This is a genomic window from Alteromonas sp. McT4-15, from assembly GCF_020515205.1.
Lineage (GTDB): Bacteria > Pseudomonadota > Gammaproteobacteria > Enterobacterales > Alteromonadaceae > Alteromonas.
The window spans coordinates 63,820-79,022 of the sequence record NZ_JAJALG010000018.1; the positions used below are offsets into that span (position 1 = coordinate 63,820).

The 15,203-nt window shown below is 43.7% G+C and carries 19 protein-coding genes; 13 read left to right on the forward strand and 6 right to left on the reverse strand.

Going from position 1 to position 15,203, the window contains the following annotated elements; translation table 11 throughout:
* Positions 1–6 precede the first annotated feature (6 nt).
* Positions 7–705: an orotidine-5'-phosphate decarboxylase gene (gene pyrF, locus LHL20_RS13340; RefSeq protein WP_226433648.1), complete on the forward strand. Its 699-nt coding sequence runs from the start codon at positions 7–9 to the stop codon at positions 703–705.
* A gap of 119 nt (positions 706–824) precedes the next feature.
* Here pyrF and ald read toward each other — a convergent pair whose 3' ends face one another.
* Complete coding sequence (gene ald / locus LHL20_RS13345; RefSeq protein WP_226433649.1) at positions 825–1,958, reverse strand: alanine dehydrogenase; 1,134 nt, start codon at positions 1,956–1,958, stop codon at positions 825–827.
* Between the two features lie 228 nt (positions 1,959–2,186).
* Here ald and lrp point away from each other — a divergent pair, with 228 nt between their 5' ends.
* The 12 genes from lrp to LHL20_RS13405 all read left to right on the forward strand — a co-directional run bounded on the left by lrp (position 2,187) and on the right by LHL20_RS13405 (position 12,659).
* Positions 2,187–2,672, forward strand: coding sequence for a leucine-responsive transcriptional regulator Lrp (gene lrp, locus LHL20_RS13350; RefSeq protein WP_131093305.1), 486 nt, complete (start codon positions 2,187–2,189; stop codon positions 2,670–2,672).
* A 236-nt stretch (positions 2,673–2,908) separates the two neighbouring features.
* Positions 2,909–5,671, forward strand: coding sequence for a DNA translocase FtsK (locus LHL20_RS13355; protein WP_226433650.1), 2,763 nt, complete (start codon positions 2,909–2,911; stop codon positions 5,669–5,671).
* Between the two features lie 15 nt (positions 5,672–5,686).
* Positions 5,687–6,427, forward strand: a complete 741-nt coding sequence (gene lolA / locus LHL20_RS13360; protein ID WP_226433651.1) for an outer membrane lipoprotein chaperone LolA — start codon at positions 5,687–5,689, stop codon at positions 6,425–6,427.
* Positions 6,428–6,439: 12 nt separating this feature from the next.
* Positions 6,440–7,747, forward strand: coding sequence for a replication-associated recombination protein A (locus tag LHL20_RS13365; RefSeq protein WP_226433652.1), 1,308 nt, complete (start codon positions 6,440–6,442; stop codon positions 7,745–7,747).
* 82 nt (positions 7,748–7,829) lie between these two features.
* Positions 7,830–8,213, forward strand: coding sequence for a fluoride efflux transporter CrcB (gene crcB / locus LHL20_RS13370; RefSeq protein WP_202265634.1), 384 nt, complete (start codon positions 7,830–7,832; stop codon positions 8,211–8,213).
* A gap of 10 nt (positions 8,214–8,223) precedes the next feature.
* Positions 8,224–9,519 (forward strand): serine--tRNA ligase, encoded by a 1,296-nt coding sequence (gene serS, locus LHL20_RS13375; RefSeq protein ID WP_226433653.1) that lies wholly within the window; start codon positions 8,224–8,226, stop codon positions 9,517–9,519.
* Positions 9,520–9,721: 202 nt separating this feature from the next.
* Positions 9,722–10,135: a DUF6559 family protein gene (locus LHL20_RS13380; protein WP_226433654.1), complete on the forward strand. Its 414-nt coding sequence runs from the start codon at positions 9,722–9,724 to the stop codon at positions 10,133–10,135.
* A gap of 139 nt (positions 10,136–10,274) precedes the next feature.
* A complete protein-coding gene (locus tag LHL20_RS13385; protein WP_226433655.1) occupies positions 10,275–10,760 on the forward strand; it encodes a helix-turn-helix domain-containing protein in 486 nt (161 codons plus the stop codon).
* Between the two features lie 82 nt (positions 10,761–10,842).
* Positions 10,843–11,037, forward strand: coding sequence for a hypothetical protein (locus LHL20_RS13390; protein ID WP_159624655.1), 195 nt, complete (start codon positions 10,843–10,845; stop codon positions 11,035–11,037).
* Between the two features lie 55 nt (positions 11,038–11,092).
* Entirely contained in the window at positions 11,093–11,401 is a 309-nt protein-coding gene (locus LHL20_RS13395; RefSeq protein WP_159624653.1) for a hypothetical protein, read from the forward strand.
* Between the two features lie 202 nt (positions 11,402–11,603).
* Positions 11,604–11,939 (forward strand): hypothetical protein, encoded by a 336-nt coding sequence (locus LHL20_RS13400; RefSeq protein WP_226433656.1) that lies wholly within the window; start codon positions 11,604–11,606, stop codon positions 11,937–11,939.
* A gap of 21 nt (positions 11,940–11,960) precedes the next feature.
* Positions 11,961–12,659, forward strand: coding sequence for an SOS response-associated peptidase family protein (locus LHL20_RS13405; RefSeq protein WP_226433657.1), 699 nt, complete (start codon positions 11,961–11,963; stop codon positions 12,657–12,659).
* A 99-nt stretch (positions 12,660–12,758) separates the two neighbouring features.
* On the opposite strand, the gene LHL20_RS13410 is transcribed toward LHL20_RS13405, so the two are convergent.
* Genes LHL20_RS13410 through LHL20_RS13430 form a run of 5 tightly spaced genes read right to left on the reverse strand, consistent with a single transcriptional unit; the run spans position 12,759 to position 14,883 of the window.
* Positions 12,759–13,106 carry a TusE/DsrC/DsvC family sulfur relay protein gene (locus tag LHL20_RS13410; RefSeq protein WP_226433658.1) on the reverse strand — a complete coding sequence of 116 codons (348 nt, stop codon included), beginning with the start codon at positions 13,104–13,106 and terminating at the stop codon, positions 12,759–12,761.
* Positions 13,106–13,405 (reverse strand): DsrH/TusB family sulfur relay protein, encoded by a 300-nt coding sequence (locus tag LHL20_RS13415; protein WP_226433659.1) that lies wholly within the window; start codon positions 13,403–13,405, stop codon positions 13,106–13,108. Before LHL20_RS13415 ends, LHL20_RS13410 begins: the two co-directional genes overlap by 1 nt.
* Positions 13,405–13,773 (reverse strand): DsrE family protein, encoded by a 369-nt coding sequence (locus LHL20_RS13420; protein ID WP_226433660.1) that lies wholly within the window; start codon positions 13,771–13,773, stop codon positions 13,405–13,407. Before LHL20_RS13420 ends, LHL20_RS13415 begins: the two co-directional genes overlap by 1 nt.
* On the reverse strand, positions 13,773–14,162 hold the full coding sequence (gene tusD, locus LHL20_RS13425) for a sulfurtransferase complex subunit TusD (protein ID WP_226433661.1): 390 nt from the start codon (positions 14,160–14,162) through the stop codon (positions 13,773–13,775). The genes LHL20_RS13420 and tusD overlap by 1 nt, the downstream gene beginning before the upstream one ends.
* 55 nt (positions 14,163–14,217) lie before the next feature.
* A complete protein-coding gene (locus LHL20_RS13430; RefSeq protein ID WP_226433662.1) occupies positions 14,218–14,883 on the reverse strand; it encodes a Bax inhibitor-1/YccA family protein in 666 nt (221 codons plus the stop codon).
* Positions 14,884–15,203: the final 320 nt, after the last annotated feature.

Below are 15,203 nucleotides of genomic sequence, written 5' to 3' on the forward strand. Positions count from 1 at the left end.
TTAAACATGCACGACCCACGCGTTATTGTTGCTTTAGACTATGACAACAAAGACTCTGCATTTGCTTTTGTAGATAAGCTAGATCCTAGCTTATGCAAATTGAAAGTGGGCAAGGAAATGTTCACATTATTCGGTCCTGAATTTGTTAAAGCTCTTATAGCTAAGGGCTTTGATGTTTTTCTCGATCTTAAGTTTCACGATATCCCCAACACAGTGGCAAAAGCGTGTAAGGCTGCAGCAGAGTTGGGTGTATGGATGGTGAATGTTCATGCATCTGGTGGTATTCCTATGATGCAAGCCGCTAAAGAAGCGATTGCTAATAGTAGTCACCCATCAACTAAGCTTATCGCTGTGACCGTACTTACCAGTATGGACGAGTCGCAATTAGCCGATGTAATAAGCAATGTGACACCAGAAGAGCAAGTACTGCGGTTAGCAAGCTTAACTGCGCAGGCGGGTCTGGATGGTATTGTTTGTTCAGCGCAAGAAGCGCAGGCATTGCGTACAAAACATAGCGATGACTTTCTGCTAGTTACCCCGGGTATTCGCCCGCTTGGTGCTGATGTTGGCGATCAAAAAAGAGTAATGACGCCGCCTGACGCAATAAAAGCAGGCGTGAATTACCTAGTAATGGGAAGACCTATTACTAAATCTGAAGATCCCATTGCCGTGTTAAAAGCAGTAAATGCCTCTATAAGCGCATAGCAAATCTTTTAACCACATAAAAAAAGCTCGGAATGTGAAAACATATCCGAGCTTTTTTATTTGCTGTGCAGCGTCTAGCGACGTTACGTTTAGCTAAGTAACGTCGCTTTAATCAGGCGTTATTCGCCTTTAAGTGCTGCCTCAGCTGGCGTATACGAAAGACCTAGTTCAGCGCCTAGTGCATCCACAACAGCTTTGTACGTCACTTTACCTTCGTGAACGTTCAGACCGTTAAGTAAATGCTTATCTTCAAGCATTGCTTTAACTGGTCCTTTATTCGCAAGGGCTAGACCAAAGGGTAATGTTGCATTGTTAAGCGCCATTGTTGATGTGCGGGCAACGCCACCTGGCATATTAGCAACACAGTAATGTACAACATCATCAACCATGTAAACTGGATCTTGGTGCGTAGTGGCTTTTGATGTTTCAAAGCAGCCACCTTGGTCAATAGCAACGTCGACCAACACAGAACCAGGCTTCATAGCTGCAATGTGTTCGCGCGTTAATAGTTTCGGTGCTGCTGCACCGGGGATCAGTACCGCACCAACGACTAGGTCAGCTTTTGAAGAATAGTGTTCAATGGCGTCTACCGTTGAGTAAACTGTTTTAACCTGACCATTGAAAATATCGTCTAGTTGACGAAGTCTTGGTAGTGAACGGTCAAGTAGAGTTACATCAGCGCCTAGGCCAAGAGCCATTTTCGCTGCGTTAATACCTACAACACCACCACCAATAACCAAAACTTTACCCGGAGCTACGCCCGGTACGCCGCCTAATAGTGTTCCGCTACCACCGTGTGCTTTTTCTAGGTAATGAGCTCCGGCTTGAACAGACATACGACCTGCCACTTCACTCATTGGAGCAAGTAAAGGAAGACCACCGCGATCGTCGGTTACCGTTTCATAAGCAATACACGTTGCACCTGATTCAACAAGCAACTTTGTTTGCGTTGGGTCTGGTGCTAAATGTAGATAGGTATAAAGAGTTTGGCCTTTGCGCAACATTTTACATTCGTTTGGCTGAGGCTCTTTCACTTTTACAATCATTTCAGCTTCAGCAAATACTTGCTCAGCAGTAGATGCAATTGCAGCGCCTGCTTCAACATACATTTCGTCAGTGAAACCAATTGCATCGCCTGCCTTAGTTTCTACAAGTACATTGTGGCCGTCGCTAACAAATTCTTTAACGGCTGCAGGCGTTAAGCCAACACGATACTCGTGATTTTTAATCTCTTTTGGTACACCAACTAACATGCGTAATCCTCTTTTATTGCGTGAGCTTCTTAATGGCTCGTATTGATTAAATGTCATGTAAAGGCTAGTTGAGCTCTGACCTTTAATCTATAAAGGACAAGAAACAACCGCATTAATAACAAGGGCGTTATGTCGGCGAGTATACGACAATAAAAAACGAACTATCTGCTGAAGAATGCCATTTATTAGAATATAATTTGGTATAGGTGCTTTTTAAGGAAATTATATATGTTGGTGAAAACGCCAAAACACCTTGACCGAATAGACAGAAATATCTTGGTTCAACTACAAAAAAATGGTCGCATTTCAAACGTTGAGCTGGCAAAAGAAGTAGGGTTGAGCCCTAGTCCTTGTCTTGAAAGGGTTAAGCGATTGGAAAGCCAAGGCTATATTAAGGGCTATCATGCTGTCGTTGACCCGGAAAAGCTTGGTGCTGCAATGCTGGTTTTTGTTGAAATTACACTGACGAAAACGTCTGTCGATATCTTTGCAGAATTTTCTGCTGCGGTTAAGTTACACGACGACATCCAAGAATGTCATCTTGTGTCTGGCGATTTCGATTTTTTATTGAAAGCACGTGTTGCTGACATGGGCAGCTATCGCAAGTTGCTAGGTGACACCCTGTTGCGCTTACCGGGAGTGAGCGAATCTAGAACCTATGTTGTAATGGAAGAAGTTAAGAGTACGTCGTCTTTGCGTATCAACTTGAAGTAACGAAAGCATGGCTCAACTATTACGTTTTGTGGTAGGCTGTGCAAAAATACAGTGTTTGTATTTCGCCTAGGGACAAGGCCGGCTATACAAGACACATTAAAGCTTAATAAAAGAGCAATACGATAATAATAAGTAAGGAACACAGAAGGTTCGCTAAGCCTTTTGTCACTGTGTTTAGGTTACTTGTCTGGTTACCAAATTGACAAGTACCCCGTTAATTGAAGGTTTTTAGGGTTATGGCGCGATTAACAGGAGTTCAGCGAGTGTGGGAAGCAGGTATGATAATAGCCTGTGTCTTCGCTTTTTTCTTATTGCTGGCACTTGCATCTTTTCATCCAGGCGATCCAGGCTGGAGTCAGGCAGGATTACAACTCGATGTCCACAATTGGGTTGGTGCAACGGGAGCTTGGATAGCTGATTTACTATTGTTCACATTTGGCTATCTTGCGTATTTATTGCCATTCGGCGCAGCCTTTCTAGGCTGGTTCTTGTTTCAACACATCAAAGAGTTGGACGAATTCGATTATTTAACTATTGGCCTTCGTATTGTGGGCGGCTTGTTGATGGCGCTGGGCACAACAGGTATCGCGAGTATTAATTTTAACGATGTATTTAATTTTTCAGCAGGCGGTTTTGTTGGTGACGTAATTAGCTCTGCATTGGTCCCGTATTTCAACACGGCCGGCACTATTTTGCTCCTTCTGTGTTTCTTTTGCACTGGGTTTACGCTGTTAACCGGGATCAGTTGGTTAACAATAGTAGACAGGGTAGGAGAAGGAACACTTTGGTTATCGAAGAAACTCATTAGCGCCCCACAGAGCTTACTTGCGCTAGAGATGCCAAAGTTAGCATTGGCGAACAAGAATGAAGAGCAACATTCGCCTAGCGAACTTGATATAACGTCAATGCGCGCCGAGCCGCCAGTAGAAGATGTGAGCGAAGCGAAGCAGCAACCTAAAAAGACAGAACGCAACGCTGTTCGAAGTGAGCCTACATTTTCGGTTGAAAGCGCTATTGAAGAACCACCGTTCTACGCATTTGATAATGAAACAAATGCGACTTCATCGACAAGTGATGAGGCTGATGCTCTCAAAGAGGCTGATGATCTCAAAGAAGGTGATGCTCCAAAGAAAGCGAGCTTTTCGTTTGCGAGTATGCGTGAAGCAGTAACAGGCGGTATCAAAGATAAGGTTGGTCTTGGTAAAACTCATGAGCCAGTCCAAGCGGATGAGGCGGAAAAAGATGTAAACGCGCAGCAAAGCCCTCATATCAATTTTGACGACTTGGCAGAATTTGATGAAGATATGCCGTATGAAACTGGCACAAAGCCAGAAGTTTCAGCGCAACCTGCCCAGCATCATGACGATGCTAATTATGTGGAAAAAGACATTAAACCCACAGAGCAGCACGTTGCGCCAACCACGCCTGTTGAACAGAATTTTGCGCCCGCGGCGCTTGGTGCAAAACCGGTTAAAGCGAGGGCAGGGGAGATAGATCCTGACTTACCGCCTATGCCTTCATTTGACCTTCTAGAGCGCGCTGATAAACACGAAAACCCGTTAACGCCTGAAGAAATTGAAGGTATCTCGCTACTAGTAGAAGAAAAGCTCGCTGATTTTAATATTGAAGCTACCGTTGTGGGCGTATTCCCGGGCCCAGTGATTACACGTTTTGAACTTGACCTAGCACCGGGTGTTAAAGTGAGCAAAATAACAGGGCTATCAAAGGATTTGGCGCGCGCCATGTCGGCGATATCAGTTCGCGTTGTAGAGGTCATTCCCGGTAAGTCGGTCATTGGGCTTGAACTTCCAAACAAGAAACGAGAAATGGTGCGCTTAAGCGAAGTCATTAGCTGTGACACATTCCAATCTAATAAGTCACCATTAACGATGGTCCTAGGCGCTGATATCTCCGGTAAACCTGTAGTGGTTGATTTAGCGAAAATGCCACACCTGTTAGTTGCAGGTACTACGGGGTCTGGTAAATCAGTAGGCGTGAACGTGATGATCCTGAGTTTGCTTTATAAGAGCACGCCAGAAGACGTTCGCATGATCATGATTGACCCTAAAATGCTTGAGCTTTCTGTGTATGAAGGTATTCCGCATTTGTTGGCCGAAGTTGTGACAGATATGAAAGAAGCGGCTAATGCGCTTCGTTGGTGTGTCGGAGAAATGGAACGACGTTATCGTTTGATGAGTGCGCTTGGCGTGCGAAATCTGAAAGGCTACAACGCCAAAGTGACCGAAGCCATTGCCAACGGCACGCCAATTAAAGATCCGCTATGGAAGAGTGAAGAAAGTATGGACGCAGAGGCGCCCGACTTAGAGAAACTTCCAGCGATTGTCGTTGTGGTTGATGAATTTGCCGACATGATGATGATTGTGGGTAAAAAAGTAGAAGAACTTATTGCGCGTATCGCTCAAAAAGCGCGTGCAGCGGGGATTCACTTAATTCTTGCAACACAAAGACCGTCTGTTGACGTCATCACGGGCTTAATTAAAGCAAACATTCCAACTCGTATCGCGTTTCAGGTTTCAAGTAAAATAGACTCTCGAACTATATTAGATCAGCAAGGCGCAGAGACCCTACTAGGAATGGGAGATATGCTTTATCTACCACCTGGCAGTCCAGTACCTACGCGTGTACATGGCGCGTTTGTTGACGATCATGAAGTACATGCTGTAGTAGCAGATTGGCAAAAGCGTGGAGAGCCAGAGTACATTGATGAGATTCTAAACGGCGAAGCCTCTGCAGAGGTGCTATTGCCGGGTGAGCAACCTGAAGGTGAAGATCAAGAGTTCGACGCGTTCTATGATGAAGCCGTGGCATTTGTGACTGAAACAAGACGCGCTAGCGTCAGTAGCGTACAGCGCAAATTTAGAATTGGTTACAACAGAGCAGCGCGCTTAGTGGAACAAATGGAGATGAGCGGGGTCGTAAGTGCACAGGGACATAACGGTAATCGCGAGGTACTCGCGCCACCTGTCCACAAAGAGTAGACACGGAGTAGAACGATGAAACAAGCCGTATCAGTGTATTTTGTAAGTGCTTTAGCATTAGCGTGCTCGAATAACGCGTATAGCGCTTACGAGATTAGCGATGAACATGCAATTACTCCCTCAAGCGATGTTGAAGAACAGGTTAGTGCGGTAGCTACAAGTAGCAGTCCAGACGGTGACAGCCTGCAAGTATTATTACGGGACATGAAACAATTCCGTGCAGGTTTTGAACAAACCGTTGTTGATGCTGAGCAGAACATTGTTCATGAGGCGCAAGGCGTGCTGACTATGACTCGCCCTAATAAACTGCGTTGGGAAACCACATTTCCTGACGAAACTCTATTGATAGCTGATGGCAGTGCAGTATGGAATGTCGATTCATTTGTCGAGCAAGTTACGGTTATTTCACAAGATCAAGCAATTAAAGATAATCCTATCGTGCTTTTAACAGCCAGTGATGCTGAAACGTGGAATAAGTTTACAATTCGCAAAGTTGATACATCTAGTGTTGAGGGCGAAGCGGCTGGCCAGATGCTAAGTAGTTATCAAATAACGCCTAAAGAAGTAGGCGGGCAGATTGAAACACTGACCCTTACTTTTAACCAAGACAACAAACTGGCTGCGCTTAATATGTTGGACGCCCAACAGCAAATTAGTACGTTAGTTTTCAATAATATTGAAACGCGTTTTCCACTCGCTGCAGACACGTTCTCAGTAGACATACCCGACAGTTATATTGTGGATGATCAACGGTAGTTCTCTTCGCTAATGAATCAAGCTAATCAGGCATTTGCGCCGCTTGCAGCGCGAATGCGACCTACCTCAATAGAAGAATACAGCGGCCAAGCTCACCTTTTGGGCAACGACAAGCCTTTGCGGAAGATGCTTGAAGCAGGTCATTGTCACTCAATGATTTTATGGGGGCCTCCGGGTACCGGTAAAACTACGCTTGCTGAACTGATTGCACAATACACAAACGCATCAGTCTTGCGTATTTCGGCAGTGACCTCAGGTGTGAAAGACATTCGTGCGGCGATGGACACTGCTGAAGAAAATGCGAGGTACAATCAACGCACACTATTGTTCGTTGACGAAGTACACAGGTTCAATAAGAGCCAGCAAGATGCGTTTTTGCCGTTTGTGGAATCGGGGGTAGTGACTTTCATTGGTGCTACTACTGAAAACCCGTCTTTTGAACTTAATAACGCATTGTTATCGCGTGTGAGGGTGTATGTGCTCAAGCCCCTTGAGCAAGAAGCTCTGGACACATTAGTAGAAAGGGCTTTAAAAGATGAAAACAAAGGGCTAGGACAGCGAGGTCTTAGCATTGAAGAGAATGCAAAAGCAGCGTTAATCGAGCTAAGTGGTGGTGACGCAAGGCGCTTATTGACCTATTTGGAGCTTTCTGCTGATTTTACTAATGGCGCAAGTATATCAATTGGTGATATTGAGCAGGCCGTTGGTCAAAAGGTGGCAAGCTACGACAATAAGGGCGACACCTTCTACGATTTGATCTCAGCTTTTCATAAGTCAGTGCGCGGTTCTGACCCTGATGCAGCGCTTTACTGGTACGCTAGGATCCTCGACGGTGGCGGTGATGCGTTATATGTTGGAAGGCGACTTCTTGCTATTGCGTCAGAAGACATTGGTAATGCTGACCCTCGCGCTATGCAACTGTGCATCAATGCCTGGGACACGTTTCACCGCGTTGGACCTGCTGAGGGGGAGCGAGCTATTGCTCAGGCTGCGGTATACTGTGCACTTGCAGCAAAAAGCAACGCCGTTTACATGGCGTTTAATGATGCTAAAGCACTGGCGAGAAAAACGTCAGATGCCCCAGTTCCTATGCATTTAAGAAATGCGCCTACGAAATTGATGAAAGAGCTAGGCCATGGCGATGGTTATCGCTACGCACACAATGAGCCTAATGCGTTTGCTGCAGGTGAAACCTACTTTCCTGAATCTAGCGGTCCACAGCGCTTTTACACCCCCAACGAGCGCGGTTTAGAAAAAGCACTAAAAGCAAAACGTGACTATCTTGATTCACTTAATGCACAAAGTAGGAATAAGCGGTAAAGTGTTGTCAAAAGGCATTGCACGCTCGTGCACTTTAGTGCCTAATAAATAAACAAAAATTGAGAAGATTGGGAGTGACATCGTGCCTCAAGGGATAGCGTTGTACTGTTTTATCGCCGCAGGCGGCGCAACAGGCGCTTGTTTGCGGTATTTTGTTACAACTACGGTAGATTCCTTATTTGGAAAACACTTGCCGTTTGGTACACTAACCGTGAATGTTGTAGGGTCATTCGCTTTGGCGATTTTGTACGGCTTTATAGAGCGTCATGATTTGGCCGATTCGCCTTATAGAGCGTTAATTGGTGTTGGATTACTTGGCGCGTTTACCACATTCTCAACGTTCTCTGTAGAAACGTTAACTTTATTAGAAAATGGGCTATGGCAAAGAGCGATAGCAAATGTATTTCTTAACGTTGGCGCCTGCTTGTTAGCAGGGTGGCTAGCAATTGAATTAATGAAAGGATAATTAGAAACACATGTTAGATCCAAAGTGTTTGCGAAGCGATATAGAACAAACAGCCAAGCGATTGGCTGCCCGTGGTTTTGACCTCGACGTAGCAGCTTTCAGTTCGCTTGAAGAAAAAAGAAAAACACTTCAGTCCAGAACACAGGATCTGCAAAACGAACGCAATGTACGAAGTAAATCCATTGGTAAAGCAAAAGCGCAAGGTGAAGATATTGCGCCTTTACTTGCTGAGGTGGGAAAGCTTGGCGATGAGTTGGATGCGGCAAAGGTAGAGCTAAACGCGTTACTAGAAGAAATTAATACCTTTACGCAAGGCATTCCGAACTTGCCCGACGAGTCCGTACCAGAAGGTAAGGACGAGGACGACAATGTTGAAATTTCGCGTTGGGGTGAGCCTCGTACATTCGATTTTGAAGTTAAAGACCATGTTGATATAGCGGAAGGCCTTAACAATGGTTTGGATTTTGCCACTGCTAGCAAGTTAACGGGTAGTCGCTTTGTGGTTATGCGTGGCGATATCGCGCGTTTAAACCGCGCTATTGCGCAGTTTATGTTAGACACGCACACCCAAGAGCACGGTTATCAAGAAATGTATGTGCCTTATTTGGTTAATGCCGACAGCCTTTACGGTACAGGCCAGTTGCCAAAATTTGGTGAAGATCTGTTTCACACAAAACCAGCAACTGAAGAAGGCCAAGGCCTAAGCCTTATTCCGACCGCTGAAGTGCCGCTTACGAATATCGCGCGTGACGAAATTCTTGATGCCAAATCATTGCCTGTGAAAATGACGGCGCACACACCGTGCTTCCGTTCTGAAGCAGGTTCATATGGTCGAGATACCCGTGGACTTATTCGTCAACACCAGTTTGACAAGGTTGAATTAGTACAGTTGGTTAAGCCAGAAGACAGTTTTGATGCCCTTGAAGCACTTACAGGCCATGCAGAAGTTATTCTTCAGAAACTTGAATTGCCTTACCGCAAAGTGTTGTTATGTACTGGTGATATGGGATTTGGCGCGTGTAAAACATACGATTTAGAAGTGTGGTTGCCTGCCCAAGATACCTATCGTGAAATTTCATCATGTTCAAACATGTTGGATTTCCAAGCGCGTCGTATGCAAGCGCGTTTCCGTAACCCAGAAACAAACAAACCGGAATTGTTGCATACACTTAACGGCTCAGGTCTTGCGGTTGGTCGTACATTAGTTGCGATACTGGAAAACAACCAACAAGCTGACGGCAGTGTGACTGTACCTAAAGCGCTTGTGCCTTACATGAATGGCCAAGAGGTTATTAAAGCGCAGTAACCTTGTTACTGTTGCGTCAAGTTTCAATTTGATGCTAGATGTTAAAGGCTCAGCGGTTACACCGCTGGGCCTTTTTTGTTTACATCGCTATTTGCGTTACGCGCGTCAGAATTTTGTTTGTTGATTAGTCGCTTCCATAGTGCAATGCTGGTTTTATTGCGCGGTAAAATAGATTTAATAGTTACCTTAGAAGGGATTAAAAATGTTCGAGAATTTCAAACGAAAACGGAAGATCAAAAAATTTGCTAGAAAGCTACCGAAAACGCTTGTGGCATTGTTTGGTAAAAACGAGTGCTATTCAAAAGGACAAGTAGATCGTGCGCTTAAGGACAGGTTTAGTAAATATAGTAACTCATCAATGTCGTCCAATGAATTTCTTTATGCTTATGCAATGTTCTGCAGCCCCTTAGCATTTTCTGACATTCAAAACGAATTAAATACGTCGTGTGATTACGCGTCGCTACGTGAAGAAATTGCGCTTGTGTGTTTTAACAACACAAACGATTTTAGCTTTACATCACTTGAAGCTATGGCAGCAAACGACAGTGGTGGGTTTTCAATGGGCAGTAGTGATGGCGGTAGTTTTTCTGATGGCGGCGGTGGTGGTGGAGAATAAATCTCATATTTTCGGTATCGTCACGTTACTGTCGTGTTAATGTCATGACAATGGCATGGGCGTGTCGAGATAATGTCAGGGGGCTGCTCGAAGTATTAGTTAAAATTACCTCACTTTTTACAATAAGTGGGTTTATAAAATGAGTAACGAAGTGAAACTTAACACGAAAAAAATTTTAACGTTGAGAACGAGTAATTGCTGGAGTCAGGAGGAGCTGGCATCAGCTAGTGGCCTGAGCGTTAGAACTATACAGCGAGTTGAAAAAAGTGGAGTCGCCTCACTTGAAACGACAAAAGCACTATCTTCTGTGTTTGGCGTTACGCCCCTTGAATTACAAACCGTTAGTACATTTGAAAACATGAGTTTAGGCTTTATTATCAAATACGCTTGGTTGGTTGCTTTTGCGCTATCCAGTGTATTTTTTGGACTATGGATTGTTGATATTCTTATCCCGACATTAAAAGGGGCAAACTTTGACCAACAGTACGAATTACACGGAAACTTTCGCTATTTAGACTTTGGCGGATTGAGCTTTTTTGCTGGCTTTTTGTTGTTAGTCATCAATGTATCATGGGAGCACACGAGCAAAAAGAGACTAATCGGTGCCTCGCGTTCGCAAGCATAGCTGTGTTGTGTAACAATATTTTAGGCGCTACCGACTTGTAATTAGTGTAGCGTCTATAGGAAACAATTTGTAAGGGATTTTCATGACATCACAAATAGGAAATTTAATCAGCGTAGTATTGGTATGGGCACTGGTTGCATATATCTTTGTATTCGGTTTTGCTCAGATAAAATGGAGCGGTTGGGAAGGAGCTTTACCATGGTTATGTGGTGTAGTGGCGCTCTTTACCAGCGCGGGCTTTACGACAAAATGGTTGATGGCGAAGCCTGTGCTTTGACAGCCAAATATTCAAGCGTTAAAGTCTATGTGCAGTTAAACAAGGAATGTTATTTATGAAAAAAGCACGATACCTCGCATTAATAGGCATCTTTTATCTGCCCTTTACCCTAGCATCTGATAGTGATCCCAAAATTGGTGATTCATTTATAGAATTAAGAGATAAAATTGGTATGCCCAATAGTGTGTCTTTTTTAACGAGGCCCGAAGGAAAGAAGTGGGAAGTTGCTATTTATGATAGTCAAAACTATGCATACGTGTTTGACGGTACTAAAGGCAGCACTATGGATCTGAAACCAAAATCAACTTTTACCATTTGCCGCATTGTGAAAAAGACTGAACTCGAGTCTTACCGTTGCGACTAGTATTTATAAACACGACCATAAGGATAGCGAAGTAACCTGAGTGCGATACTTCGCTTACCCGTTGGTTTCACTTTTGACGTCGGCTTGCAAATTCTCAGTAAGTCATACTTCTGACATATAATTCTTATTATGTCTTTATGCAAAGTGTGTTTTAATCAGTCTATACAAAGTCCGAACAATCAAATTAGGTGCACACAGGTTTATGCGCAACGTGTTGAATACAGAAGATGTTTTATCAAAAGTATCTCTTCTGGCAAATACTGGTGTCGATGTAAGCGCTTTTCACACTCTTGAATTCGATATGCATTTTGATGATGAACATACGCTTTCTGCATTGACGTCCGACCTTTTGAAATCAGCGCCAAGCACGTATACAAAAATAAAACAAACAGAAGGCCAAGAAACGCGTTCTTGTAGGCTTAGAGTAGGCAGTTATCTTTTTGAAAAAAACATGGATATCACTATTTTCTGGATCAACGATTTAGCGTCAAGACATCACGCATTTATTGCTAACTGCCGAGTGGTACTAAAGGCTTAGCTGTGAGCGTATGGGGGCAATATGTGTGGGTTTATTCAGCGTGTTACAGACTCTCCGGCTGTTATTGCGTTACTAGAAGAAGTAGGGTTACAGCAAACTATTCCGTTTTTTGAGAATGAAAAGACAGACGGCAACGTTATCAACTTCTATCCGGCGTTTGGGAAAATCGCAAGCAAACGCATTACCAACCTTATTGTAAGCCCATCAACGACTATCGATGCTACATGGTGGTTTGACGCAAAGCCCCAGGGGCAGGAATTAGAATTAGGTGAACGGACTACGTTTAACGCAAGGAATATCGATAGCCCATTTTGGAAAAAGGCAATAACGCATCGCAGAGGCGTTGTGGTAGCGACCGCTATTGGTGAATCTAACCCTAGTTCTGCGGGTAAAGGTAAATCACACTATTTGATAGAACCTAAAAACGGCGCGTTTCTGCTTGGCGCAGTATATCGTATTTTCAGTAATGGTTTGTATTCATGTGCCGTAATCACGCGCCCGCCTGTAGAAGGGTTTAGCCAGTTTCACGAGAAGTCTATTCCGTGCTTTCTACCACACAATAAAAGCGTAATAGAAGCATGGCTTCATGGGGATGCAAACTATGAGGTAGAGCAGCTTCTTACAACCCCGAAAATTTATACTGACCTAAAAGTGACAGGCGTTAAAACCTTTAAGGGCGCTGAGCCATTAGGTGAGTCATTTTCATTAAGTGCGTCATAAGCATTCTAGGTGTGAAAAGGTTATTCGTAACCATTTAGTTATGCGTAACCTTTTCTTGGGTTTACCAAAAAAAATTCCCTTAATGAAAATATTTTTTAGCTACAGACACTTAGCTGGTTTAGGAAGTCCAGCAAGTTTAGTGGCTTGTTTGGCAGGACCGCGTTTGAAAAGTCTTTGTAAATAGCGGCTGTTACCTTTTTCAGGACCAAATTTGTTTGCCATTGCTTTAACTAATGCCCGAATAGCCGGGCTCGTTTCATACTCTTCGTAAAAAGCACGTACAAACCGTACAACTTCCCAATGGGCTTCAGTAAGCTCAATATTTTCTTCTTGAGCTAATACTTCAACCATTCCTTCGTCCCACTGTGTGTAGTCTAATAGATAACCCGCTTTGTCCGTTGCGATATCTTTGCCATTGTAAGAAAAGCTAAAAGTTTCTTGCGTCATTACAGTGTTACCCATTGTTGATGTGCTGACGAAAGTACAGCGAAATCTTGATTTGAAATTGGTTTTATACCTTGTACTGAATTAGCGCCACGCGTCGTCATGTCATCTTTGAGCGCACACAATTCAATATTGATAGTTGTAGAGGTCAATAGCGCCTCAAAAAGAGCATGGTTTAACATGGGGGCGTAAACACCGTCGCCAGTACACACTACAGCCACAAACGTAGACTGTTTAATTGTCGCGCTCAAAAGTGACTTGTCTGCTGAAGAAAGGTGAGGATGAGTAATCAAAATAAGCATTAAAACGTCACCACATGGTCTACACTGTTTATCAGCGCTAGCTTTTCATCGGCTGAAATCCATTGACAGTCGAGTTCTTCAAACAATGCGACATTATTTAGCGTGTGCTCAATATTCAGTGCAGTAGCACTGTCCTTGCACACATAACAATCTTCAATATCAAAAAAAGGCATAGACGCTAAGCGCTTACTATGATTTTTTAACCCTTTTATTGAATCGGCTTTAGTTAACTGAAGTACAGCGTTATTTTCAAAAATCACCTTTACATCATGGCCATAGTTAGTTGCGGCTAACGCGAAGTCTAATCCATCTTGGCTTGTTGTGCTGCCGTAGGGGCTTTGTGTGAAGCGTAAAAGTAACGTTGCCATTAAAACTGTACCAGTCGGTTACATTCGTGAAGGGCGGTAAAAAACTCACCAAGGCCGGCCTGTTCAAACGGCGCGTGTAAATTGGCAAAGCCAATGCCATTTTCGTGTGCTTCTTGTTGGCTTACGATACCGCGCTTAACCGCGGCCGTTATGCAAACCAGTAATTGAATATCATGGTTGGTGGCGAGCTGTTTCCAATCGCCATGTGCGAAATGTGAGTCGCCAGTCTGTAACATAAGGTTATTGGTGTGATACACACCATCACCATAAAAGAAAATGTTGTTAATGGTATCACCATTGGCAATTACACCTTCTATGAAGGCGAGGGCGCGCATAGCGCTATCGCCATGAAACGGTGATGTAGTAATAAGTACTGAGTATTCTGCCATACAAACAAAAACACCCCGATTAAGGGGTGTTTATTATTAAACCTTAAACGTGCAATTAATCGTCGCCACCAAATGCACCTAGAAGGTGAAGGATTGACGTGAACAAGTTGTAGATATTTAAGTATAACCCAACTGTCGCACGAATATAGTTAGTTTCACCACCGTGAATTATGCGGCTAGTGTCAAACAGAATGAATCCAGACATAATAAACACGATAGCAGCGCTAATCGCTAGGCTAACTGCAGGAACTGCAAAGAAGATGTTTGCGATAGCAGCAACCAGAACGACTACTAGGCCAACTACTAAGAAGCCGCCCATAAACGAAAAGTCTTTCTTAGTGGTTAATGCATAGCCTGATAATGCAAAGAATACCAACGCTGTTGCACCTAGGGCTTCCATAATTAGTCCTGGACCAGCGAAAGCAAGGTAATATTGCAGTGTATAGCCAAGAGAAGCGCCCATTAAGCCGGTAAAGGCGAATACCCAGTAAATACCAGATGCAGAATCTGCTTTCTTCTGCACTACGAAAAGCGTAATGAATGCGCAAATAGTCATAACAAGGGACATCATAGGAGAAATGCCTACCGCCATTGCTATACCAGCACAAACCGCACTAAACGCTAGTGTCATCGCAAGCAGCATATAGGTATTGCGTAGAACCTTGTTCGTTTGCAATACCGATGGTTGAGATGCACTTGAATACATCGAACGTTGATCCATTGTTTCCTCCAATAGGACTTATATGACCGAAATGGTACACAATTATTTAGTGTATGTTGTATGGCTTTTAGTTCCCATTTTCAAGTGGTTTCATATGAATTTGATGTTAGATGACGATAAAACCAGCTTAAATGTGTAAGTTTTGATTTATTTGATTGAAATGTCAGCACTCAAACAACTTTTTTCATTTTTCACTTTACAGTCATAAAAATATCATTAAGATACGCAGCACTTCAGGAGAGTTGGCAGAGCCCGGTTTAATGCACCTGACTTGAAATCAGACGTGGGGTCAAACCCACCGGGGGTTCGAATCCCTCACT